The sequence below is a fragment of the Sphingobacterium siyangense genome (assembly GCF_023277505.1).
Classification (GTDB): Bacteria; Bacteroidota; Bacteroidia; order Sphingobacteriales; family Sphingobacteriaceae; genus Sphingobacterium; species Sphingobacterium siyangense.
The window spans coordinates 6,241,588-6,265,089 of record NZ_CP080574.1 but is presented as its reverse complement, the minus strand read 5'-3'; the positions used below and the strand labels follow the sequence as shown (position 1 = coordinate 6,265,089).

Below are 23,502 nucleotides of genomic sequence, written 5' to 3'. Positions count from 1 at the left end.
GTGTAGAATCATTTTTACTATTTGATTGTCACAGCAAAAGCATATTCGTCTGGAGGAAGACATTGTGATGCATCACATGCTTGCCATTCTACAGTACCTTTAACGGTGGCAGTTCCTTTGTTTAAAGTTACTTTTTGTTGGAAAATTACCTCGTTTGTAAAATAACCAACATCCATCTTAAATACATCCTCATGTTTTACTTTTGGTTTCGGCTCTGCAGTTTTACCGACCAGTGCATAATCAGCAGCTTTGGCGAAGGTGAAAGAAGTTGGAATTGGCCCGCCATCTTTCACATTTTGTGAATAAATGTGCCATCCATTTTGGATTGTAGCTTTTACATAAACTACAGCTTCTTTATTATTTAACTTTTTGCTGGCCACAGTCCATTTTACAGGTTTGTGAATCTGAGCGAATGCTCCCGTAACTGCAAAAATTACTGCAGTCATTAACAGTATTAACTTTTTCATCCGAATTTAATTTGTTCTTTTCCTTTTCCGCTACAATTATTGCAGTGTGTTATTGTTCTTTGATGCTTCGTGTGAATAAAGGTTTAATCACGCTGTTGACAAATTTAGAACAAAGGTTTGACAATTCTAAAATGGGCTCTGCCTTTTTTGTAAAGATTAGGTAATAAGATGTGTAATTTCTTTGATATCAAATTCGCGAAGGGTGTCTTCCAGAAGAACGCATAGTTTCCCCTCGCCAGATACCCGTTGAATGATGCCGGTTTTCTTGATGCCATCGATAAGGAATGGTCTTTCTTCACCTTTCCAAAACAATAAGGCGTTGTAGCGGCTTAACTGATATTCGGCCCCTTCGTTATAAAGGGTCAGGTACTCCTGTTGGATCACTTGGAACAACTCCTGAGCCAGGGCCTTGCTGTTGTAATCCTGTCGATCGGTCAGGCAGGCGAGCGAGGTTATTGTTGTTGCTGTGTCAAAATTAGTTTGATTAATATTTACACCGATGCCGATAATAGCGCTGTCGATTTTACTGCCTTTTAATTTATTTTCTATTAAAATGCCTGTGATTTTCTTTGAATTGACGTAAATATCATTGGGCCATTTTACGGCAACAGGCTGCTCGATTTTGCTTTTCAGCCAATTGACGGTTGCAACGGCAATAGTAGCTGAAAGTGCAAATTGTTGTGCTATTGGTAGGAAATGAGGCTTTAAGAGGATCGATGTCGTTAAGTTTTTCCCGGGTTCACTGACCCAGGAGCTTCCCCGCTGCCCCTTACCCTGAAATTGTTCTTCTGCTAAAATGGCAGTCCCCTCAGCTAGTGGCTTGAAATTTGACAATAATTCCCTGAGATAATCGTTTGTAGAGGCGACTTTGTCAAGATATATTGTATTTTGACCGATGATAAGTCCCGAAATATTGTTATTTTGCAAACTGAAAGTATTAAATAAATATTAAGTCAAAACTATCACATTTTTTAATGAGTAAAAATAAAAGTTCAGAATTGTCCCAACGTCTATCAGAAATTATCGTTTACGGTATGCAAGAAAAGAAAGCAAACGAGATCGTTCGCTTGGATTTAAGAGATCTTCACAGTTCTGTTTCCGATTATTTTGTGATTTGTCATGCAGATTCTAACATTCAGGTGAATGCGATAGCAAAGAGTGTCGAAGAAGAAGTCTATAAGGCATTTGGTCAAGAACCCCAATATAAAGAAGGACAATCAAATGGAGAATGGTTGATTTTGGATTTTGTGGATGTGGTTGTACATATCTTTAAGACCGAAAAAAGAGCGCATTATGGTATCGAGGATTTATGGGGAGATGCAGAAGTACAGCATTTCCAAAGCGCCTAATTGCCTTCAATAAAATAATTTATAAAGAAAATATAATTACGATATAATGAAAAAAATCCCGAGTAGTAAGGTGACCCCAAAACCACCAAAATTCAATTTTGTGTGGCTTATGATTGCCGTGTTGTTAGGTTTTTTTGCCTTACAATATGTTATAGGAGAGAACCCGGCTAAGGAAGTTAGCTATAGCGATTTTGAGACACGCATGTTAAATACGGGCTCTGTTGAGCGCCTTGTCGCCTACAAGAAGAATGATCTTGTCGAGGTTGAGGTGTATCTGAAAAAGGGCTGGAAAGATAATCCAAGTTTTAAGGATGCTACAAAAACTGCTGATCCACTTCCAAGTTTATCCGGTCAAGAAGATAAGGGACCACAATATATTTTTAAGGATGCCTCTCCTGATGTTTTGGAGAAAAAGCTAGCTGCTTCGCAAGCAGATTTGGCGCCTGGTACACCAAAGGTCCAATTAACTTATGACGATCGTTCTAATCCATGGGCAAGTTGGTTTATCACGTTTATGTTGCCATTGTTGGTCTTGGCCGCAATCTGGATTTTCTTGATGCGTCGTATGGGCGGCGGTGCTGGCGGCGGCGGCGGTGCAATCTTTAATATTGGTAAATCAAAGGCTCAGCTGTTTGATAAAGAATCGCAGATCAATATCACATTTAATGATGTTGCCGGTCTTGAGGAGGCAAAACAGGAAGTTATGGAGATTGTGGATTTCTTAAAAAATCCACGTAAGTATACCAATCTAGGGGGTAAAATTCCGAAGGGAGCTTTGCTTGTAGGGCCTCCGGGAACAGGTAAGACTTTATTGGCTAAAGCTGTAGCCGGAGAGGCCCAAGTGCCATTTTTCTCACTTTCCGGATCTGACTTTGTCGAAATGTTTGTGGGGGTAGGTGCATCGCGTGTTCGTGACTTGTTTAAGCAAGCGAAAGAGAAAGCTCCATGTATTATTTTTATCGATGAGATTGACGCTATTGGTCGTGCTCGTGGTAAAAACTCGATGATGGGAGGTAATGACGAACGTGAAAATACATTGAATCAATTATTGGTGGAGATGGATGGTTTTGGTACTGATTCGGGCGTTATTATTTTAGCGGCTACTAACCGTATTGATGTTCTGGATACAGCGTTGTTGCGTCCGGGACGTTTTGACCGTCAAATTTCTATTGATAAACCGGATTTAATTGGCCGTGAGCAAATTTTTAAAGTACATCTAAAGCCGTTGAAGTTATCAGCTGAGGTCGATGCAAAGAAATTATCGGCGCAGACACCAGGCTTTGCAGGAGCTGAGATTGCCAACGTATGTAACGAAGCAGCGCTTATCGCTGCCCGTAAAAATAAACCAGAGATTGATATGCAGGATTTTCAAGATGCCGTTGATCGTGTGATCGGCGGTCTTGAGAAGAAGAATAAAATCATCTCTCCGGAAGAAAAACGTATTGTTGCTTATCATGAGGCGGGGCACGCTATTGCAGGCTGGTTTTTAGAACACGCCGATCCTTTGGTGAAAGTATCTATTGTACCTCGCGGTGTTGCTGCTTTGGGTTATGCACAATATCTTCCCCGTGAGCAGTTCTTATATACGACAGAGCAACTGATAGACAGTTTATGTATGACTATGGGGGGGCGTGTCGCTGAGGATATTACTTTTGGAAGAATTTCAACAGGTGCTCAAAATGACTTAGAGCGTATCACGCAACTTTCTTATGCGATGATTGCAATCTATGGTATGAATGATAAAGTTGGAAATGTTTCTTTCCGAGACAGTTCTGAGGCATCTTTCCAAAAACCATATTCTGACAAAACGGCAGAGTTGATTGATGCAGAGGTTCGCAACTTAATTAGTGATGTCTATGCACGTACGAAACAGTTATTGCTGGACAAACGTGAAGGTTTGATTAAAATAGCAGAAAAGCTATTAGAAAAAGAAATACTTTTTCAATCAGACTTGGAAGAGATATTAGGTAAACGCCCATTTGAAACTAAGACTACTTACGAGGAGTTTGTGAATGGTGCTGATGGTGGCGGAGTTCCACAGACAGATCTACCGTTGGATGTTCACCCGGACGAAGCGCGATCTAGCGAAGGGCAGAGCTCAGAAACACCGTCAAATAATTTGAATTAATTTGAATGCTGCAGCGCTAGAGTCATCTAGCGCTGCATTTATATATATTTGCGCCATGAACGTGAAGAACGCAACAGCGAAGGAGGTAATGTTAAAACGGGTACGTCAGGCATTACTACAGAAAAACGATAATCCACATCCCAATTTCAAAGAAACACCACTTTATAAAGAAGAGGATGAGTTGGTGGATATTGTTTTTGTTCGCGAATTGACTGCTGCGGGAGGCAAGTTTCTGTATTGTGATGGCGAGATCGGTCTGATTGAAAATTTGATTTCATTGACTGAGGAGAATAATATTAAAAATATATACGCTTGGGAACAAGGTGTTCAAAATCTGCTCAGTCCATATGGTTTTCCTTTTTTAAAAACAGCGGAAGATTTTGAATTAGCAAATGCAAGTATTACATCATGTGAAGCATTAGTTGCACGCAATGGCAGTGTGATGGTGAGTAATGCAAATGCTTCAGGACGTAGGTTGAGTATATATCCCCCAATTCACATTGTTATTGCTAAAGCTTCGCAATTGGTTTGGGATCTACGGGATGCTTTAGCCTATATGCAGAAGCGTTACGGTCAGGAAATCCCGACAATGATTTCGACAATTACCGGCCCCTCAAGAACGGCTGATATAGAGAAAAGATTGGTTTTGGGAGCACATGGGCCAAAAGAGCTTTACGTTTTACTTTTAGAGGATCGATTCTAAGAACTACTATGCTATTATTTTATCTAACAGAAATGCCTGTTGCGAGTATTATTTTCATTTTTACACTCGCTACCAGTATCTATACATTTTCACATGAGCAACTTTACGGCAAACTGATGTTACACCCGTATAGTATCGCACGTAATCGAAAGGTATATACCATCCTTACCAGTGGTTTTGTCCATAAAGATTGGGGGCATTTGCTGTTTAATATGCTTACCTTCTACTATTTTGCTTTTGGTTTAGAGCGTATACTTGCAGAAGCAAGTCAATACGGACATATTTTATTTGCGGTGATCTATATCGGTAGTTTAATTCTGAGTGATATTCCCACGATCATTCAGCAAAAAAATAATCCGGGTTACTATAGTTTAGGTGCTTCAGGTGCAATTTGTGCCGTCTTGTTCAGCTACATTCTTTTCGATCCGAAGAGTACCATTGGTGTGATGATGATTATACCGATGCCTGCTTACCTGTTTGCGTTTTTGTTTTTAGGTTACTGTGTGTGGGCGTCAAAAAAAGCACAAGATGGTATAAATCACGATGCTCATTTCTTTGGTGCATTGTCAGGTGTGATCTTGACGATTATTTGTTTTCCTTGGGTTATTAAGCATTGTCTGGCTCAGTTCTAAAATTTTCCGCCCCAGGTTTCCCGGTCTAAATTTCTGTACTGGATTGCTTCGGCCAGATGATGGTTCTCGATGTTTTTGCTCAGCTCCATATCAGCAATTGTACGAGCAACCTTGAGTATTCGATCGTATGCTCTCGCAGATAAGCTAAGGCGTTCAATAGCTGTTTTAAGTAATTTCCTTCCGGCCTCATCAACCTGACATATTTCTCGGGTCAATTGTGTACTCATTTGCGCATTACAATGAACGTCTGGAAAAGAATCAAACCGTTCTTTCTGAATTTCTCGTGTCTGAATGACCCGACTTCGCACAGCACGGCTGTCCTCGGCTTTACGTGTTGTGCTCAGTTGATCAAATAGTACAGGCGTCACCTCAATATGCAGATCGATGCGGTCTAAAAGAGGTCCCGATATTTTACTTAAATACCGTTGTACGGTGTTGCTGCCACATATGCATTCCTTTTCGGGATGATTGAAATAGCCACAGGGACAGGGGTTCATGGCGGCTACCAGCATGAAACTCGCAGGATAATCTACCGTAAGTTTTGCCCTTGATATGGTAATCTGTCGCGATTCGAGAGGCTGCCGCATGACCTCGAGTACACTCCGTTTGAATTCCGGTAATTCATCCAAAAACAGTACGCCATGATGTGCTAGTGAAATCTCACCAGGCAGCGGATTGGAGCCCCCACCTACCATAGCTACGTCGGATATGGTATGATGCGGAGAACGAAACGGCCGCATAGTCAAGAGAGACTCCTTGGTCTTTAGGTTTCCAGATACAGAGTGTATTTTGGTGGTTTCCAATGATTCAGTCATGTTGAGGGGTGGAAGTATCGTCGGTAATCTTTTGGCCAACATAGTCTTTCCTGCGCCGGGGGGACCTATTAAAATAAGATTATGACCACCTGCTGCGGCAATTTCCAGGGCCCTTTTAATATTCTCCTGTCCTTGAACATCCGAGAAATCGACATCGTAATTCGCTGTATCGGTATGAAAGAAAGTTTGAATATCAACTTTTGTTGGTTCAATTTTCAGCTTATGATTTAGGAAATCAACAACTTGGTTGAGATTTTCTACTCCGATAACATCGACACCCCTGACAATAGCGGCCTCCTTTGCGTTCTCTTGTGGTAAAATAAGCCCTTTAAAGCCTTCTTTCAGGGCTTGTAAGGTGATGGGTAAAATACCGCGGATGGGCTTAATGCTTCCGTCTAATGATAGTTCTCCTAAAATGAGATAATCTGCCAGAAGCTCATTTGTCATTTGCCCGGAGGAGGCCAATATGCCGATTGCGATTGATAGGTCGTAACTGGAACCTTCTTTACGAAGGTCTGCAGGTGCCAAGTTGACAACAATCTTTTGACGTGGCATGTGAAGTTGACAGGAAGTAATGGCACTTTCGACACGTCTTAAGCTTTCTTTTACAGCATTGTCCGGCAATCCTACAATATAATAATGTAGGCCTGTAGATACGATTACCTCAACGGTAATGGTGCAGGCATTGATTCCATAGACAGCACTGCAATAGGTTTTATTTAGCATAATTTTTATAATGGGTTGATTTAAAGATACTAAAAAACTGAACGGGTTAATAATTGTTTGGTGAATTATTGAAAGTCAATCGAAGTTTATCAAAAAATGATTATATTGGAAGATATAGTTTCTTGTAAATAATGGATTAAAAGCCGCGTTTGGCAAACGATTTGCTCTGTTAATTGTATTATAAACGAGGACTAGATCATCGTAATAGAATTAGAACTTTAAAACGAAAAAGAAATGAATGACACAAGTAAAGTAGCTTTGGCGTTGTTAGCGGGTCTTGCTGCAGGTGCAGCTTTGGGAGTTTTATTTGCTCCGGACAAGGGGTCGGATACGAGAGATAAAATCAATGATTCATTAAGCGATTTGAGTGATGCTATTCGTGAGAGAGCGGAAGAACAATTCGATCAATTGAATGATTTTAAAGAGAAAATTGTTTCTACATTAAAAGGAAAATTAAATCAGACCGAAGAAGTGCTAGATGATGATATCATCGAACATGCATAGTTCGCAGATTATTCGTATGAATAATTGGTGTAGGATACATATCATCAGGCTATTTCTAGGATAGATTTTTACGATAACACCTTTCTTTTAGTATAGGGAATTAAAGTTGCCGGCGTTGAGCCGAAACAGGATTCGTTTTATAAACTAGACATTGAAATAGCTTGAATAATTTTAAGATGCATGGAAGAAGAAAAATTTTCACTTAGCGGTACATTTCAAAAAACCAAAGAGTACATTGACTCCCAGTTTAAGCTTGTCAAATTAAAGACAATTGAGCGTTCTTCTCGATTGATCGCTAGCCTTGTGGTTGATGCGACAAAGCTGATATTCACGTTATTTGTCCTGTTTTTTTTATGCCTGGCACTGGGTTTTTGGCTCGGAGAATTACTGGGGAGTTATTCCTTGGGCTTTTTGGCGACAGCGGGTATTTTCTTGGTGATTATTATCTTAATACGGGTTTTTGAGCCGATGTTAGAGTCCAAATTTATGGATCTTTCTATCCGACGTTTTTTGGCTAAATGGAACGATGAGATTGAGGAGGAAGAAGAAGATCTACATAAGGAAAAACTTGATAGAGAAAGGGCTACAAATGAATAATAAACATACTAAAATACGTAACCTACAAGAGCTTAAGGCTGAGATTTCCCGTTTGAAAGCCCTTAAGAATGAGCAAGAAGTCTATCTTAAGACTCAATTTACCTTGCTCAACAATAAAATAGAGGCCCCAATTCGCTTTTTCAATACATTAAAAGACAACATTCCGGGGGTAAATATTGTCCAGCAGCTGTTCTCTAAAAGTAGCAATCCAGATTCCGATTGGCTAACGAAGACGTTACGTATCGGCGTGCCTTTTGTTATGAATAGGTTGTTCCTAAAAAATACCGGTGTTTTTAAGAAAGCGTTGATGTTGCTGTTGTCAGAGCGTGCTGTCGGCCAGATCAATCAAGATAAAATCAGTGGCCTCCTTAGCAAGTTAACGCAGTTTATTCGTCCCAAAAAGAAAAAAAATAAAGCTGCCCAAGCTGAAAATGCGGTTATCAAGGATGAGGTTAACGAGTACGGAATTCCTTCCTATAGCGAAACCTACTAATGCGATCGTGTTGGATTTATTCGGAAGCGTTTGCTTCTTTTTCCAAAAAATCCGCATAAGCTAGTTGGATGCCTTCCCGGAGGTTAACTTGATGTTTCCAACCCAGTGCATGTAGTTTTGAGACATCCATGAGTTTTCGTGGTGTTCCATCTGGTTTGGAACTGTCGAAGGAAATAGTGCCCTTGTAGCCTATAACGTCTTTAATCAATTCGGCAAGCTCCTTAATGCTTAGATCTTCGCCAATGCCAATGTTGACAAATTGTTTCTCATCATAATTGTTCATTAAAAAGACGCAGGCGTCTGCCAGGTCATCGGAAAAGAGAAATTCCCGTAAGGGGGTTCCTGTTCCCCAGATAATAACTTCAGGGAGTTGATTGATTTTAGCTTCATGAAATCTTCTGATCAAGGCCGGTAAGACATGTGAGTTTTGCGGATGGTAATTGTCGTTAATTCCGTAAAGATTCGTTGGCATAACGGAGATATAATTGCATCCATACTGATCCCGAAAAGCTTCTGCCATTTTTATTCCGGCGATTTTAGCGATTGCGTAGGGCTCATTTGTAGGTTCCAGTGTGCCCGTAAGTAGCATATCTTCGTTCAAAGGCTGTGGTGCCATTTTTGGATAGATACAGCTTGAACCTAAGAACATTAATTTTTTAACTTTATTATCGTAGGAAGATTTGATGACGTTATTCTGTATAGCCATATTCTCGTAGATAAAATCTGCGCGATAGGTGTTGTTCGCCATGATCCCTCCAACTTTGGCTGCGGCTAGGAAAACATAGTCAGGTTTTTCCTGATCGAAAAAATCAGCGACCGCTTGCTGGTTGCGCAAATCTAATTCGGAAGATGTGCGTGTGACAATATTGTTGTAGCCAAGCTCCGATAATTTGCGATGGATTGCCGATCCGACCATGCCGCGATGGCCTGCTATGTAAATTTTAGCGTCTTTCTCCACGATAAGTTATTGATTCCTGCAAACTTAGATAAATTGCTTTTTATATGCAATATAAATCGCCCTTAAGAGGGCGATTTATTCATTCATGTGTGTGCTATCGGACTTCGGACTGTTCCGCAATTGGCGGTATTGGTGCTGTCCTTCAGATTTATTTTTTTTAGCGGGAATATAAGGTTATTTTTGCGGGATATTTATTAAAAAATGGGAAAGGACAAACTACGTAAATTTGCTGAAGTTGCTACTTTTGAAAATGTAATCCAACTCGACGCAGGCAAAGAATATAAAGGAAAATGGGCTGAGAAGCAATTTGGTAACAATAATCCAGTTGTTTTGGAGCTTGCTTGTGGTAAAGGTGAGTATACTGTTAATCTAGCGAGATTGTTTCCGGAGAAAAATTTCATCGGTATCGATTTTAAAGGTAATCGTATTTGGCGTGGAGCCAAGACAGCTTTGGAAGATGGGATTCGGAATGTTGCTTTTCTTCGGATACAAATTGAGACTATCCTTGAACATTTTGCTGAAAATGAAATTGATGAAATCTGGATTACCTTTCCGGATCCGCAACCGCAAGATAGTCGTGAAAAGAAACGATTGACAGGGCCAAAGTTTTTAGATCGTTATAAAATCATTATGAAACCCGAGGGGATGATGAATTTGAAAACAGATAACGATGGTTTCTATGCTTACACACTGGAGCAGATCGATTTACAGCATTTGAAAAAATATAAAGAAACGACGGATCTTTACCATTCAGACTTGGTGGATGACGTTTTATCCATTAAAACATACTACGAAAGGAAGTATTTGGCACATGACAAAAACATTAACTATGTGAAGTGGAGTTTCGAGAAGGCCTAAGTGTCTACATTTCTATTGTAATAAAGAGCTCAAGCGAAAGTTTGGGCTCTTTTGTTTTCTTCAGGAGCTTTGATGGTAAAGCTTTGGTCGCTCAATTCTTAGCCTAGTTGGCAGCTGTGGCTATTGGAATCTATTCTTGTCGTAGTTATACAGGAAAGTTGCCGTATGCTTCTCGTATTGTTGTAGTATAGTTATCGTAGCTATATGAAGTACTAAAATGGCTGCTTAAAGGAGCTGATAAATTTGCTTAAAACTTCCTTATAACCCTCAGTTCGCCGGTCTTTCTATCCCTCTTATGTGTCCTTTAGGATGTATTCACTCTCGTTTTTTTATTTTGATATGCACTTTAAATAATTTCGATTTATTTCGTTTTTTAAATATTATTAATTATTTTCGATTTGAAAATAAAAAATAACCAAGGAGAAATCGCTTTAAAGCGTGCCTAATGCGTTAAATTCCCGCCAAAGTGGACTTCGAAGCATTTTATTAAAATTTGAAACCGTAATAGTGTGATGAAAAGAAATACTATTCGAAATAATTGTTAACAAAAAGAAAACATTAAGTTAAAGCAAACTTTTTGTTAGGGATATATTTTTGTGCCAAATTGAAAATTAACAATTTACACCAATAACTATGTTTAGTATTAACCCTATCCAAATTAATCTGCGGCACTCCTCCTCGAAAGTGCTATTTGCAGCATTATTGATTGCCTGCAATATGGATGTAGCTGGGGCAGCGGTTCCATTAGAACAGGGCCACGGCGTTTTTCATTATTTTAATCAAGGGAAGATTAAAATTAAAGGAAAAGTTGTAGATAATAAAACCAACGAGCCACTGGCATCAGTATCGATACTTTCAGGAGGAGTGACGAAAGGTTCTACGGATCGGAACGGGAATTTTGAAGTAGATATCGAAATCGGTGGGAAAATTCGCTTTCAGATGATTGGTTATGAGGCTCAAACAAGAACTTACGAGGTAGCTCAAGCCAACGTACATATCGGGTTAAATCCAACATCTGAGGCACTTGAAGAGGTCGTTGTTACTGCATTGGGGATTAAACGACAAGAGAAAGAGTTAGGATACGCGACTACTGTTGTAAAAGGAGAACAATTAACCGATGCACTTTCCAACAACTGGAGTGACGCTTTATCAGGAAAAGTGGCGGGATTGAATCTCATGCGCTCAAATGCAGGCCCTACTGGTTCGACCAAGATTATCTTGAGAGGGGAAGCTGATCTTAATGGCGATAAAGGAGCTCTAATTGTTGTAGATGGAGTTGTTGTAAATGATGGTAGCGGTCGTAGAACGGCTAATCAGGGTGAAAGTACATATGGCACGGGATCCGACAATATGCCCGCTGATTACGGTTCGGGAATTGACGACATCAATCCGGAGGATATAGAGAATGTGACTGTACTAAAAGGGGCGAGTGCGGCAGCTTTGTATGGGCAACGTGGGGCAAATGGTGCTATTATGATTACAACGAAGTCTGGAGCAAAAGGGAAAAAGGGAATAGGTGTTACGGTAAATTCGAATACTTCATTGGAAGCAATTAACCGCATGCCTGACTTGCAATATGAGTATGGACAGGGATTAGCAGGCTCGAATTATTACTCTTACGGTACAACAGAGGATGGTGCTAGTACATCTGGAACTAGTTCGGCCTATGGACCTAAATTTGATGGACAATATTTCTATCAATATGACCCCGCTACACAGAAAGTTGGAACGGAACGAACACTTTGGCAGCCATATGATAACTTGAAAACTTTCTTTGATGTTGGTAAAACATTTACTAATTCAGTCAGTATCGATGGTGGAACGGATAAGACATCAGCACGGTTCTCGGCAACAAACGTCAATAATACTTGGATCGTTCCCAATACAGGATATAAACGTAACACAGTTGCTTTGTCGGTAAACTCTAAGGTCAGCGATAAGTTGCAAATTAATGCGAAAGTAAATTATACCAATAAATGGTCTGACAATTTACCCGGAGCTGGATATGGAAATCAGTCGCTAATGTATTGGTTTATTTTTTGGCAACCCAATGCGGATATGAATTGGTTAAAAGATTATTGGGTGCAAGGTTCAGAAGGACAGAAGATTAAATATCCATTTTCTTCTTATCCTGAAAATCCATTCGCGATATCTAGAGAATTTATCAATGGGATGAATAGGCATGGAATCACAGGGAATGTTCAGGCAAGCTATCAGTTTAATAAAAATTGGAATTTGATGTTGCGTAGCTCGATGGATATGGCCTACGAGAACAGAGAACAAAAGCGACCTTATGATGCTGGAGCAAAAATGCCTTTCGGTAGCTACCGTACACAGTCGATATTTTCCCATGAGACGACCTTAGATTTCTTATTGAAATATGATAAAGAAATCAATAAAGATTGGAAGGTTTCAGCAACAGTTGGTGGTAGTACGAACGATAATCGCTACAATAAAGATGAAATGCGAGCCGATTCGCTAACCTACCCCGGTGTTTATACAATGGCGAATGCAAAAGGTCAGGTGCTTAGCCTACCCTATAAGAGCCACGAACAACGAAATGGTTTTTATGGTTTATTTACTGCTGCCTATAAAAATTTTCTATTTGTGGATGGGACTTATAGGGTTGACTGGGCAAGTACATTGGCTTCGGCGCTTGCTCCAGATAAAAGGACTTATTTTACATATCCTTCTCTAAATGCAAGTTTTATAGCTTCTGAAGTATGGAAATTACCTCGTATTATTAACTATGCAAAATTGAGAGGCTCCGTATCAGGTGTTGGAAATGGGGGAAATAAGCCTTATATGATTGATGCATCCTATGAAACTTCAGGGCCACAGTATCCAGGTGGTTTACAGATACCTTCGGTTATTGTAAATCCCTATTTGCAACCCTTACGAACTCGTTCGGTCGAATTCGGTACGGAGGTTCGTATGTTTAGAGATCGTTTTGGTTTTGATTTGGCAGTTTATCAAAGTAATACTTCTAATCAGCAACTACAACGCGTAGTTGATGCATCTACAGGCGCGAGATATAAGATGGTGAATGCCGGTGAAGTACGAAATAGAGGAATTGAACTCGCTGTAGATGGTATGCCGATCAAGATTAAAGATGGATTCAGCTGGAAGGTTTTTGCTACATTTTCCATGAATCAGAATAAAATTATGTCTTTAGCGGATTCTTCAATGATCCTGCAAACTGGACCTGTTGCCGGAGGACAGCTTGTTGCTAAAGTTGGTGGATCCATGGGCGATTTGTATGGCATTGGTTATAAGCGATCGCCAGATGGACAAATCGTTTATGACGCAAATACCGGTGTTGCATTATTGACTGATGAAGTTGTCTATCTTGGAAATACCATTCCAAAAGGAAAAGTAAGTTTAGGTCATGAATTTAAATATAAAGGTTTTCGATTGAACCTGTTGTTTGATGCGCAATTTGGTGGTGTTTCACATTCTTTGACCCATTACAAATTAGCTGAGCAGGGAAAAACAAAGAATACGCTGCCCGGACGTTATAGTGGAATTATAGGAAATGGTGTGGTTCAAAATGCAGATGGAACTTATCGAAAAAATGATGTCATTGCGACGGATATCGACGAGTACTACCGTTCACATTATGGACAGGATAACGCTGAAGGTAGTACCTTTTCCACAAATTTTATCAAATTTAGAGAAGCCCGATTTGATTACTCTTTTTCCAAAGCTTTTGTCAATCGTTTAAAACTGCAAAAAGCATCTGTTGGGGTATATGGGCGAAATCTGGTCATCTGGTCTAATTGGCCAAACTTTGATCCTGAGTTTGGAACATTATCTGGGACAGACATCGTGAAGGGCTTTGAAATAGCTCAATTCCCTTCTACACGAACTTACGGTGTTAATTTAGTCGTTGGATTTTAATATTAATTCATTATGAAATCATCTATAAAACTTCTTGGATTAGGTGTTCTTTTCCTTTCTTTAACAGTATTACTGCATTCTTGTGATAAGAACTTCCAGGAAATCAATACAAACCCCAACAATAGTATAAATGCCTATCCCTATCAATTTATGCAGGCCGCATTTAGGGATGCAGTAGCCTCAAATATGTCACGAAATCGTTCATTTAATAATGAATTGATGCAGGTTACCGTGAATATTGGTGATGGAGAATATCGTATTTTTCGTTATGATATTAGAAATACTGTTGCAGATGGCCCTTGGAATTCACTATATCCAGAGCTGAACAATATTAACGAAATTTATAAGCTTGCGGATGGTGGAATGAATGATAATACGTCCTATCGGGGGATTGCATTGATCATGAAAACATGGATATTCTCTATATTGACGGATACTTACGGCGATATACCTTATAGTGAAGCATTAAAGGGGCAGAGTGATGATATTCTTGAGCCAAAATTCGATGCTCAGAAAGACATTTACATGGATCTCTTCAGGCAGCTTGACTCTGCTAATGCGCTTTTAGCAAAAAACACTGGGATTAAAGGAGAATATGATCCTATTTACGCAGGCAATATAAGTAAGTGGCGGAAATTTGGCAACTCTTTATTCTTGAGATTATTGCTAAGAGTTTCGGGTAAACAGGACGCAGAGGTTGCTAGCTTTGTTAAGGCTAAAATTTCCGACATATTGGTTGATAATGTGTCGACTTATCCCATTATGACGAGTAACGATGATTCTGCAATTCTCAAATGGACTGGAACTATACCTTTTGTTTCCCCGTTTATGGATGTGCGAGCACAGGATTTTAGAACACCTTCTTTAGGGAGTTTCTTTATTGATAATTTGGTTGCATGGAATGATCCGCGTATAAATATTCCTACTTACGGTTCTAATGGTGTCAATCGACTGGGTATTGCCCCTGTGAGTGGAAATTTTGTAGGGGTCCCAAGTGGATATGCTCCTGGTGAAGGATGGGAAAAACAATCTTACTTTTATTCGTATGACCAAACCGTCAATAATATTGCGGTTAGAACGATGATGAATGAGCCTTTGACAGGTATGATTATGAACTGTGCAGAGGTGCAATTTATTAAAGCTGAGTTGGCTTTAAAAGGTTTCTATACGGATAAACCGGGAGATCTTTATAAAGATGGGGTGGTGAAAGGGATCACAACTTGGCTGCCTACTTATACCGAGTCTGTTGAAGATTACTTAAATAATGGCGATATAAATTGGGATGACAGCTACAGTTTTGAGAAAAAGATGGAAATGATTCATTTACAGAAGTATTATACCTTATTGTTTGTAGATTGTCAGCAATGGTTTGAATTTAGAAGAACTGGTTATCCGAAATTGCCTAAGGGAACAGGCTTGAAAAATAATGGTGAGATGCCGGCAAGACTAAATTATCCGATCTATGTTCAGTCGGCAAATCCAACTAATTATAAGTTGGCTGTGCAAACACAGGGCAAAGACGCCATTGATACAAAAGTTTGGTGGCAAAGACCATAATTGGGTTCTTAATTTTAATGCGTAGATAATGAAAAAATATATTTTTTATATAATAGCAGGATTCATGGGCTCGCTGGCACTTGTTTCTTGTAGCAAGGAAGGAAATTATCCTGGGGGCGTAGTTAGTTCATATATTGGTGTTTTTGACGTCAGGAACATTTATAAAGGACAGCCTGTACAAATTAATAAAGATAATCTGGATGGATCTACAACAATTGCTGGTGTCGTTGTTTCCGACCATCGGGAGGGAAACTTTCCGGAGGGATATTTAGTAATCCAAGATCGTAGACGTCTGAACCAACTACGTGGTATAACAATACCTTTGGGAAAGGCTGCTGAAAATTACGTGATAGGGGATTCGTTGGAAATTAATATTGTTGGGAGCGAACTAACCAGGGAAAATGGTATTCTTCAGCTGAAAAACATCGCGGAATCAAATATCGTAAAGATCGCTTCGGATAAACCAATTCCCAATAATCGCGTGACAGCTAAGGATATTTTGGCAAATCCGGATAAATATGAAAGTACTTTGGTTGCAATCGTAAAAGGCGGTTTTAATCCATTACCTGCTGCTGGAGACATTTTAGAGGGCCAGAAAATGCTGAATGATGGGTTCGGTAATTTAAATTTGGAAACGAAATCATCGGCAAAGTTTGCTAAGAGAAATCTAAGTGTTCTTGCAAATTATTTTGGTGTGATCTTTAACAAACAAGATTCAGAGGGTAAGCTCATTCCCTATGAAGTTTTGCGTAAAGAATCGGATATTCAGGAATTGAGTTCGGTGATTGAACATACCTCTGTAGCTATTTCTGGTTTCGCTAGCGATGTAAAAGGAGGGGATGGAAATTATGAATATATTCAGCTTTTAGCCATTGAAGATATCGATTTTTCGAAAACTCCTTATGCTGTTATTGTTAGTAATAATGCAAATGCCTCTACGCCAACAGGTGTTCCTGCGAAAGGCTGGGCTACTGGAGGAATGCGGACTTATAAGCTGAATATCACTTCTGGAACTGTTACAAAAGGCCAGTATTTCTATATAGGCGGAAAATATAAATTGATCAATGGATCGAGTTCAACAGATATTTCGAATGCAAAATGGGTCGTAAATTATGATTATGTTGCTAAGGATGGTTTCGATGGTATTGGGACCAAAACTGGCGGACTCATGGCTAATAGTGGTAATGCATTTGGTATAGCAGTGTTTAATACGACGGACGTGACAGAAGCAACAAAACCTGTGGATGTTATGTATATCTCTGGTGGTGGTGCCTTGACAGATGGAACGAAAGGTTACCGTATTACAAACAATGATTTTTATGACGTTATTGATCCGCTATCCTTAAAGTCGCAACCTTTTTTTATGGCGGGAACTAATAATATCTTCTTAAAATATAATACAGCTGATGTAGGTTATTTTGTCAGTTTAGGAGGGGTGTATAACACATCTTTAGCAAGATGGACATCTGCTCGATCTCAGAATAATATCGAAATGACCAAGGCTTCTGCACTGAGTGAAATCGAAAATGAGTTCTCGACAAAAATTGAACAATAGATGGTATAAATAAAGGGGCTGAGGCCTCTTTATTTATTATATAGGATATAGCGTATTCCAAAAATTGGTAAAGCTAAAACATATTTTTATTATCTTCATTATATAACTATAAACGAAGACTTATGAACTTAACAGATTTAGTTACAGGCGGAGTAGGCTCTAAAGCGATAGAGACTATTTCAAAAATTACTGGTGTCAGTGAATCTAAAGCAAAATGGATTGTAGCGGCAGCAGTTCCTTTGATGATTGCTGCATTGAACTACAATGCGAAAAACAAAGGGCAGGCAGAAAATATTGACAATGCTATTGATCAGCATAGCAATAGCGGGATACTCGATAAAATTGGTGATCTATTCGGACAGGGAGGAGCGGAGCAGAATGGATCTGAAGATGGCAATAAAATTGTCAACCATATGTTTGGCCAAAATACCGAAGTCGTGACACAGAATATTGCGGATAAAGCGGGCTTGAGCTCTTCTCAAGTGACAGGCGTACTGGCCACACTTGCTCCAATCGTAATGGGGTATCTAGGACAACAAAAGCAGGCTTCGAGTGGCGGGGGGATTGGTGACCTAATCGGTTCTGTACTAGGTGGTGGAACATCACAAAATGCTGGTGGTGGTATGTTGGGCGGTATTTTGGGTTCCTTTTTAGGCGGTGGCCAAGAAGAACAGGCCCAAACAACAGAGCAGCCAGCAGCAGGGAGTAATATTACGGACATGTTGGGCGGGCTGGCAGGTAGTTTTTTTGATAAAAATAACGATGGACAGGCGAAGGGAAATATTCTTGATTCGATAGCCGGTATGTTTGGAAAGTAAGCTATTATTTGTCCTGATAAAAGCTAGTACGGGATTAAGCTAAGATGACGCAGATCTTAAAAGTGATGAGGTCGGAAGTATGTAGCTTCCGACCTCATCACTTTTGTCCAATTCGTATTAATCTTCGACCGATACTTTCGGCGGGAAATTTTTATGTTTTCTTTTGCTGATTTTGTCAATATTGACGGGTTGAGGTACTTTTACATAATATCCTGTTCCGTCATATTCACGTTTATTGGGGTTTTCTTTACATGCTGTTGAGCAGCATCCGTCCATCTCCCAGCCGCACTCATCACATTGTGTGAAATGTTCATTACAAGTCGGGTTGGCACAGTTGATCATTTTAGTGGTTTGCTTGCCACAGTTAAAACAAGTCGATACTACAGATGGGTTGACAGAGTTTACATCAACTGTAACACGATTGTCAAAGACATAGCATTGGCCTTCGAAATCTTCGCCACCAGCTTCCTTCCCGTATTTGATAATTCCGCCATGTAATTGATAAACGTCCTCGAAGCCTTCTTTTAACAAAAGAGCAGATGCCTTCTCACATTTGATACCCCCTGTGCAGTATGTCAATATTTTTTTTCCTTTATATTGTTCAAGCTCTTTGATTTTCTCAGGGAACTCGCGGAAATTGTCAATATCTAGGGTGACAGCATTTTTAAAATGACCAACATTGTGCTCGTAATTTGAGCGTACATCCAATACAACCACATCCTCTTGGTCCTTCATGGCTAAGAAATCTTTCGGTTCAAGGTGCACACCGGTTTGCCGGTTAGGGTCAATTTCTTTTGGATCTCTCAAGCCAGAGTGAACGATTTCGGCTTTATAGCGACAATGCATTTTAATGAATGACGGTTCATTTACAGCGTCAATTTTGAACTCTGTTTTGTCGAAACGACCATCAGCATAGATGGCATCCATATAGCTTTTACAGGCCTCTACAGTACCTGAAACAGTTCCATTAAGACCTTCATCAGCTACGATGATACGACCGACTAGATCCAGTGATTTACAAAATTCTAAGTGATCTGATGCAAATTTTTCGGCATCCTCGATAGGGCTGTAACAATAGTACAGCAAAGTTTGATATTGTGTCATGATATTCATTGATACCGCTGCAAACGGCGTTTAATGCTAAAAATAAATTTAGTGCAAAGCTACAAAAAATAATAAGTGGAATAAAATGACCGTCGTCACCTTTTCTTTAAAGGTTCGAGCAGGTATTCCAAGCCATTAAGCTTTATTTCATAGAGTGTTGCTAATTGCTGGCCTAGCTTTCCCTTTGGAAAGCCTTTTTGGTTATACCAGACTAGATAGGGTTCAGGAAGGTTACATAACGTGTAGCCCTGATATTTACCAAAGGGCATCTTTACTGTAACAAGCTCGGTTAAGATTTCAGGATTTAACATTAGTCTTGGGGTTTTCCATAATTAAGACGGTACCAAATAGCTTTTAGTGCGATGATGCCATGATTGAATAAATTGGGAATGGTCCCATAGTAGTGTTTGAAAATAGCGAAGCGCTCTTTCAAGGATTCCTTATGTCTTTGTTTTGACATCCCGCCCACAAGATACCGGGCTACATATTGCTGTGCATTGACTGTTTTTTTAGCCTTTTTGGCACAACGAATAACCCAGTCAATATCAGCACATAATTTATAATTGAGATCGTATGGCTCGGCAATTTCCCGCTTGATATAGATGGCCTGATGGCATATATTCATACCATATCGAAAGCTTTTCCAGTCGAAATGAACCGGAACTTTGTGCCTCCGTTCACCAATAATATTTCGATTGTCATCTACGAGGATAGTTTCGCCGTAAAGAATATCCGCGTCATCGCTCAGTTTGGCAAGATTCTCAATGCTGTTGAGATCATAGATCTCATCTCCTGAATTTAGAAAAAGAACATAATCACCTGTTGCTAAGGCTAATCCCTTATTCATTGCATCATAGATCCCCTTATCCTTTTCGGAGAGTAGAACGGTGATTTTATCCCTGTATTTTTGGATGATCTCTAATGTTCCATCAGTTGATTGTCCATCAATGACAATATACTCTATATGATCATAGCTCTGATTGACAACAGATTTCAGGGTGTGTTCTATGTCACGCACATTGTTGTAAACGACAGTTATAATCGAAAATTTGGGATGAGCAGACATGTTGTTTATATATTGAATTTATTCATTTTCTTCTTCAGGAATCGGATGCCACGGTTGAATAAAGATCCTTTCCGATGTGCATAGAAATACTTGATGGCCTCATAAGCTTGCTTGTTTTCTGAAATTTCCGTCGGAAAATACCGTACAGGGCTTTCTGCTAGTGTAACCTGATAAGTTGCTTCCGCAGCTGTATGTGTACCCGAACCATCGTTGCCAATATTCTGTGTCATCGAATTCCTTGGATACAAAACTAACCCATTTTTTTTGAATACAGAAGCATACCAGCGTATCGCCCAAGAGTTGATCTTTCCGGCCTTAAATTCCTGCACTTGTTTCCAGAAGTTTTCTTTTCCCTCTATACTGAATTGATGTATCTGCTCGGCCGTAAAATCCGATACAAGTTCATCAATATTCGGATTGAAATGTTGCCAGGCGCGGTCCCAGGTTGCCCAGCCCCAACTATTGGCGACCCGAAAAAAGAAGGTCTCAGGCAGTTTATTTAAATCTTTTAGTGGATAACCATAACCGCTGATCTCCATCACCTGATCTTGATCTTTATAGCGCTCCAGTGCTTGATTGAAATAATCTAGGGCAAATACAGCAGTTTCCAGATCGTCCTCCAAAACAATAATCTTTCCATGTGCATTAACCACTTTTGTAACTCCGTCGATCACATTGGCCGCCAAACCCCAATTTTCTGCTCGTTCGACAATAATAACTTCTTTAAAGTTCCAGGACTGGTTGATAATCTTTCGGACTTCAATAACAGCTTGAACAGATTTTTCGTTTTTTGCAGCATCCGAATAAATGTAAAGCGTAGTCTGGTCTGCAAGCTTGTTCTGTTCTAAAGCTGAGAGTGTTCTTATTGTATGATCAGGACGATTGTACACAAAAAGTATGACTGGAGCAATATTGTTCATTTATCAATAGATTTTGTTGTATGCTTTTTTGTTGCTTAGACGAGTACGATAAACTGCTCCCGATTTGCCCAGCAATCTAAAAGCAATGTTTAAGTAGCTTTTTGCTTCAAAAATATGACCTTTAAAAATTGAAGCTCCCATTTTTTTCAGACTCGCCAATACGGCCATCGAAAAAGATCTTACAAAGGTATAATTGATATTGCAATACTCTGTCAAATGATATACAAATTCGCTTTTCAGAAAGGTTTTTCGGTCTGTTTTACGCTGTTGTCTATCGTGATAGGCCTTGGCCCTGTCGGCGAGAATGATATTTAACCCGTAGTACTTGATGCGATTGGCATAATCCTTATCTTCTCCATAATGGAAAAAGATCGGCGCGAAACCACCGACTTTTCTGATCACTGGGTTGGGGATAAACCAAAATGCTGCGTTGACGAAAGAGCAAATGCGATGCGAATTTTCGCTAGTAGCATTTTTTGTATATAAAGCAAAACCATGGTCCAGTGTTGTTTCGGTTCCATCGTAGTGAATAGGCGAGATAATTCCGATATTGTCTGCGTTTACTTTCACTAAGTTGGCGATGCAGTCCCGATCCAGCCAGGCATCCTGGTTGACTAAAAATGCATAATCATATTCTTCCTTCAAAACAATGTCAAGTCCGATGTTGTTGGCCTTTCCAAAACCCAGATTTTCGGAACTTTCTATTAGTCTTATTGTCGGATACGTTTCTTTTATGATCTGTGTGGTATTGTCTCCCGAATTGTTGTCGACAACTAAAATATCTGTGGGGTAGCTCGAATCCAATAGACTGGGTAAGCACTTGTGGATCCAAGGCTCAAAATTATAAGAGACGATTATGGTGAGAATCTTGGCCATCTATTTTTTTCGGATAACTGTTAGGAAATAGTGGAATAATTCCAACAAAATGCTGGGTTTAAAGATTCTATTGACAATGATATATGCACATACAGCCACTCCAATTGTACTTGCAAACCGTAGATAGAGGTTGGCGATAGCTGCGGTGGCATAGTGAGCTGCAATACAACTGGCAGCTGCCAATAATGCATAAGCAAAAATATCTGCCAGAAGATAACGAAATGAATAATTCATATAAGGTTTAGCGGAAGCATACCAAACGAATATCCAGAGGGCATTTAATGCTGAGGTTAATCCAATGAGTAGTTCAAGACCTAATGATTTGCCGAAGAATAGAATAGCGATTTGGAGCAGACCAAACACGATGATATTCCGCATATAAACTTCGGGTTTTCCCTTGCTAATGATGAGGTTGGAAAAAACATTGCTTACAGAATCAAATGCAGCGCCAATACAAAATATTTGAAGAAATATGGCACTTTGTGCCCATTTATCGGTGATCGCAATAGTAATGAAATCTTGTGCTACAGTTGTTAAACCAAATAACATCGGAAAGGCTAAAAAGGCCGTAAAGGAAATTAGTTTTCGAAAAACCCGAATTTGTCTATCCTTATCATCTTCTATTTCCTTTAAAATGGGCTGTGTCACATTATTGACCATATTGGTCAATATATTCTGTGCCATGATGCTCCAACGATTAGGATTCACGGTATATCCCAGTTCTTCAGCGGTATAATGCCGGCCTAAGATCGCTGCGTATATATTCTTGTTGATGTTGATGAAAATATTGGTGACTAGTATTTTACTGCTGAATCCTAAAATGTCGCGAATAGGTCGGAAATCGAACTGGAAAGTAGGTCTGAATTTGGAAAAATACCAGAATCCAAGCATATTGAAACCACTATAGGAGACAATTTGGATCGCGTATGCCCAATAGGCGTAGTCCTTATAGGCTAAATAAACCCCGACTATATTTGATGCAATAAGCGCAAAGGTGCCTGTGATGACTCTTTCTTTGATTTTTAAATTCCGGAAGAGGTAAGCATTGTGCGCAATACCAAAGCTACCTAGCCAAAAGGATAAAAAAGTAAATCTGCTAAGTTCTACAAGTACTGGTTGATTATAGTATAAGGCGATAAGAGGAGCCGCAAAAAATAAAACAATATAAATAAATGTTCCAATTCCTACACTTGTCCAGAATACCGCGTTATAATCTTTATGTTCAACTTCTTTTTTATTGACAATTCCATACACAAATCCACTTTCTTGAAAAGCGGAGGCGAGAACAGAAAAGATGGTGATCATAGCTACTAAACCATAATCTTCTGCTGTTAGCTTACGGTTTAGTAGGATGCCGAAGCCGAAGCCCAAAAACTGCTGGATGATACTGGCCATACCACCCCATAGCAGTCCTTTTGTTGTTTTTGATTTTAAAGAGTCATTTTTCGTTTGCGATGACATGCTAAATTAAATGAG

At 39.6% G+C, this 23,502-nt stretch carries 22 protein-coding genes; 12 read left to right on the top strand and 10 right to left on the bottom strand.

The window, feature by feature from the left end; all coding sequences use genetic code 11:
• Positions 1-17 precede the first annotated feature (17 nt).
• The gene (locus tag K2F45_RS26240; protein WP_075990253.1) at positions 18-467 is read right to left on the bottom strand and encodes a protein-disulfide reductase DsbD domain-containing protein; all 450 of its coding nucleotides are present in this window, start codon (positions 465-467) and stop codon (positions 18-20) included.
• A 156-nt stretch (positions 468-623) separates the two neighbouring features.
• Positions 624-1,394: a biotin--[acetyl-CoA-carboxylase] ligase gene (locus K2F45_RS26235; protein ID WP_157625806.1), complete on the bottom strand. Its 771-nt coding sequence runs from the start codon at positions 1,392-1,394 to the stop codon at positions 624-626.
• Between the two features lie 47 nt (positions 1,395-1,441).
• On the opposite strand from K2F45_RS26235, the gene rsfS reads away from it, so the two are divergent.
• Genes rsfS through K2F45_RS26215 form a run of 4 tightly spaced genes read left to right on the top strand, consistent with a single transcriptional unit; the run spans position 1,442 to position 5,279 of the window.
• Complete coding sequence (gene rsfS, locus K2F45_RS26230) at positions 1,442-1,816, top strand: ribosome silencing factor (RefSeq protein ID WP_046673130.1); 375 nt, start codon at positions 1,442-1,444, stop codon at positions 1,814-1,816.
• Positions 1,817-1,862: 46 nt separating this feature from the next.
• A complete protein-coding gene (gene ftsH / locus K2F45_RS26225; protein WP_248932710.1) occupies positions 1,863-3,944 on the top strand; it encodes an ATP-dependent zinc metalloprotease FtsH in 2,082 nt (693 codons plus the stop codon).
• 55 nt (positions 3,945-3,999) lie between these two features.
• Positions 4,000-4,647 carry a LutC/YkgG family protein gene (locus tag K2F45_RS26220; RefSeq protein WP_248932709.1) on the top strand — a complete coding sequence of 216 codons (648 nt, stop codon included), beginning with the start codon at positions 4,000-4,002 and terminating at the stop codon, positions 4,645-4,647.
• A gap of 8 nt (positions 4,648-4,655) precedes the next feature.
• A complete protein-coding gene (locus K2F45_RS26215; RefSeq protein ID WP_075990251.1) occupies positions 4,656-5,279 on the top strand; it encodes a rhomboid family intramembrane serine protease in 624 nt (207 codons plus the stop codon).
• Here the strand turns inward: K2F45_RS26215 and K2F45_RS26210 are convergent.
• Positions 5,276-6,820 carry a YifB family Mg chelatase-like AAA ATPase gene (locus tag K2F45_RS26210; protein ID WP_075990250.1) on the bottom strand — a complete coding sequence of 515 codons (1,545 nt, stop codon included), beginning with the start codon at positions 6,818-6,820 and terminating at the stop codon, positions 5,276-5,278. The two genes, K2F45_RS26215 and K2F45_RS26210, sit on opposite strands and share 4 nt — an antisense overlap.
• A 234-nt stretch (positions 6,821-7,054) precedes the next feature.
• On the opposite strand from K2F45_RS26210, the gene K2F45_RS26205 reads away from it, so the two are divergent.
• The 3 genes from K2F45_RS26205 to K2F45_RS26195 all read left to right on the top strand — a co-directional run bounded on the left by K2F45_RS26205 (position 7,055) and on the right by K2F45_RS26195 (position 8,414).
• The gene (locus K2F45_RS26205; protein ID WP_075990249.1) at positions 7,055-7,324 is read left to right on the top strand and encodes a YtxH domain-containing protein; all 270 of its coding nucleotides are present in this window, start codon (positions 7,055-7,057) and stop codon (positions 7,322-7,324) included.
• A 180-nt stretch (positions 7,325-7,504) separates the two neighbouring features.
• Complete coding sequence (locus K2F45_RS26200; protein ID WP_075990248.1) at positions 7,505-7,921, top strand: hypothetical protein; 417 nt, start codon at positions 7,505-7,507, stop codon at positions 7,919-7,921.
• Positions 7,914-8,414, top strand: coding sequence for a hypothetical protein (locus K2F45_RS26195; RefSeq protein ID WP_075990247.1), 501 nt, complete (start codon positions 7,914-7,916; stop codon positions 8,412-8,414). The genes K2F45_RS26200 and K2F45_RS26195 overlap by 8 nt, the downstream gene beginning before the upstream one ends.
• Positions 8,415-8,430: 16 nt before the next feature.
• Here the strand turns inward: K2F45_RS26195 and fcl are convergent, their stop codons facing one another.
• A complete protein-coding gene (gene fcl / locus K2F45_RS26190) occupies positions 8,431-9,372 on the bottom strand; it encodes a GDP-L-fucose synthase (protein WP_075990246.1) in 942 nt (313 codons plus the stop codon).
• 201 nt (positions 9,373-9,573) lie between these two features.
• Here fcl and trmB point away from each other — a divergent pair, with 201 nt between their 5' ends.
• The 5 genes from trmB to K2F45_RS26165 all read left to right on the top strand — a co-directional run bounded on the left by trmB (position 9,574) and on the right by K2F45_RS26165 (position 18,060).
• Positions 9,574-10,230, top strand: a complete 657-nt coding sequence (gene trmB / locus K2F45_RS26185; protein ID WP_075990245.1) for a tRNA (guanosine(46)-N7)-methyltransferase TrmB — start codon at positions 9,574-9,576, stop codon at positions 10,228-10,230.
• Between the two features lie 633 nt (positions 10,231-10,863).
• Positions 10,864-14,130: a SusC/RagA family TonB-linked outer membrane protein gene (locus tag K2F45_RS26180; RefSeq protein WP_248932708.1), complete on the top strand. Its 3,267-nt coding sequence runs from the start codon at positions 10,864-10,866 to the stop codon at positions 14,128-14,130.
• 12 nt (positions 14,131-14,142) lie between these two features.
• Positions 14,143-15,687 (top strand): SusD/RagB family nutrient-binding outer membrane lipoprotein, encoded by a 1,545-nt coding sequence (locus K2F45_RS26175; protein ID WP_075990244.1) that lies wholly within the window; start codon positions 14,143-14,145, stop codon positions 15,685-15,687.
• Positions 15,688-15,715: 28 nt separating this feature from the next.
• Complete coding sequence (locus K2F45_RS26170) at positions 15,716-17,242, top strand: DUF5689 domain-containing protein (RefSeq protein ID WP_075990243.1); 1,527 nt, start codon at positions 15,716-15,718, stop codon at positions 17,240-17,242.
• 122 nt (positions 17,243-17,364) lie between these two features.
• Positions 17,365-18,060 carry a DUF937 domain-containing protein gene (locus K2F45_RS26165; RefSeq protein WP_075990242.1) on the top strand — a complete coding sequence of 232 codons (696 nt, stop codon included), beginning with the start codon at positions 17,365-17,367 and terminating at the stop codon, positions 18,058-18,060.
• 117 nt (positions 18,061-18,177) lie between these two features.
• Here the strand turns inward: K2F45_RS26165 and trhO are convergent, their stop codons facing one another.
• From trhO to K2F45_RS26135, 6 genes are all read right to left on the bottom strand, one after another.
• Positions 18,178-19,164: an oxygen-dependent tRNA uridine(34) hydroxylase TrhO gene (gene trhO, locus K2F45_RS26160; protein WP_075994548.1), complete on the bottom strand. Its 987-nt coding sequence runs from the start codon at positions 19,162-19,164 to the stop codon at positions 18,178-18,180.
• A gap of 95 nt (positions 19,165-19,259) precedes the next feature.
• A complete protein-coding gene (locus K2F45_RS26155; protein WP_046673143.1) occupies positions 19,260-19,475 on the bottom strand; it encodes a DUF3820 family protein in 216 nt (71 codons plus the stop codon).
• The gene (locus K2F45_RS26150) at positions 19,475-20,230 is read right to left on the bottom strand and encodes a glycosyltransferase family 2 protein (RefSeq protein WP_075990241.1); all 756 of its coding nucleotides are present in this window, start codon (positions 20,228-20,230) and stop codon (positions 19,475-19,477) included. Before K2F45_RS26150 ends, K2F45_RS26155 begins: the two co-directional genes overlap by 1 nt.
• Before the next feature lie 5 nt (positions 20,231-20,235).
• The gene (locus tag K2F45_RS26145; RefSeq protein ID WP_075990240.1) at positions 20,236-21,150 is read right to left on the bottom strand and encodes a glycosyltransferase; all 915 of its coding nucleotides are present in this window, start codon (positions 21,148-21,150) and stop codon (positions 20,236-20,238) included.
• Positions 21,151-21,153: 3 nt separating this feature from the next.
• Positions 21,154-22,026: a glycosyltransferase family 2 protein gene (locus K2F45_RS26140; protein ID WP_075990239.1), complete on the bottom strand. Its 873-nt coding sequence runs from the start codon at positions 22,024-22,026 to the stop codon at positions 21,154-21,156.
• Positions 22,027-23,487, bottom strand: a complete 1,461-nt coding sequence (locus K2F45_RS26135) for a lipopolysaccharide biosynthesis protein (protein ID WP_075990238.1) — start codon at positions 23,485-23,487, stop codon at positions 22,027-22,029.
• Between the last annotated feature and the right edge of the window lie 15 nt (positions 23,488-23,502).

Bases quoted from the DNA above. Each gene is read 5' to 3' on its own strand.
- K2F45_RS26205 (WP_075990249.1), top strand. From the start codon at position 7,055: ATGAATGACACAAGTAAAGTAGCTTTGGCGTTGTTAGCGGGTCTTGCT.
- K2F45_RS26195 (WP_075990247.1), top strand. From the start codon at position 7,914: ATGAATAATAAACATACTAAAATACGTAACCTACAAGAGCTTAAGGCT.
- K2F45_RS26165 (WP_075990242.1), top strand. From the start codon at position 17,365: ATGAACTTAACAGATTTAGTTACAGGCGGAGTAGGCTCTAAAGCGATA.
- K2F45_RS26170 (WP_075990243.1), top strand. From the start codon at position 15,716: ATGAAAAAATATATTTTTTATATAATAGCAGGATTCATGGGCTCGCTG.
- K2F45_RS26180 (WP_248932708.1), top strand. From the start codon at position 10,864: ATGTTTAGTATTAACCCTATCCAAATTAATCTGCGGCACTCCTCCTCG.
- K2F45_RS26150 (WP_075990241.1), bottom strand. From the start codon at position 20,230: ATGTCTGCTCATCCCAAATTTTCGATTATAACTGTCGTTTACAACAAT.
- K2F45_RS26155 (WP_046673143.1), bottom strand. From the start codon at position 19,475: ATGTTAAATCCTGAAATCTTAACCGAGCTTGTTACAGTAAAGATGCCC.
- K2F45_RS26175 (WP_075990244.1), top strand. From the start codon at position 14,143: ATGAAATCATCTATAAAACTTCTTGGATTAGGTGTTCTTTTCCTTTCT.
- K2F45_RS26145 (WP_075990240.1), bottom strand. From the start codon at position 21,150: ATGAACAATATTGCTCCAGTCATACTTTTTGTGTACAATCGTCCTGAT.
- trmB (WP_075990245.1), top strand. From the start codon at position 9,574: ATGGGAAAGGACAAACTACGTAAATTTGCTGAAGTTGCTACTTTTGAA.
- K2F45_RS26210 (WP_075990250.1), bottom strand. From the start codon at position 6,820: ATGCTAAATAAAACCTATTGCAGTGCTGTCTATGGAATCAATGCCTGC.
- ftsH (WP_248932710.1), top strand. From the start codon at position 1,863: ATGAAAAAAATCCCGAGTAGTAAGGTGACCCCAAAACCACCAAAATTC.
- K2F45_RS26240 (WP_075990253.1), bottom strand. From the start codon at position 467: ATGAAAAAGTTAATACTGTTAATGACTGCAGTAATTTTTGCAGTTACG.
- K2F45_RS26135 (WP_075990238.1), bottom strand. From the start codon at position 23,487: ATGTCATCGCAAACGAAAAATGACTCTTTAAAATCAAAAACAACAAAA.
- trhO (WP_075994548.1), bottom strand. From the start codon at position 19,164: ATGACACAATATCAAACTTTGCTGTACTATTGTTACAGCCCTATCGAG.
- rsfS (WP_046673130.1), top strand. From the start codon at position 1,442: ATGAGTAAAAATAAAAGTTCAGAATTGTCCCAACGTCTATCAGAAATT.
- K2F45_RS26220 (WP_248932709.1), top strand. From the start codon at position 4,000: ATGAACGTGAAGAACGCAACAGCGAAGGAGGTAATGTTAAAACGGGTA.
- K2F45_RS26215 (WP_075990251.1), top strand. From the start codon at position 4,656: ATGCTATTATTTTATCTAACAGAAATGCCTGTTGCGAGTATTATTTTC.
- K2F45_RS26200 (WP_075990248.1), top strand. From the start codon at position 7,505: ATGGAAGAAGAAAAATTTTCACTTAGCGGTACATTTCAAAAAACCAAA.
- K2F45_RS26140 (WP_075990239.1), bottom strand. From the start codon at position 22,026: ATGGCCAAGATTCTCACCATAATCGTCTCTTATAATTTTGAGCCTTGG.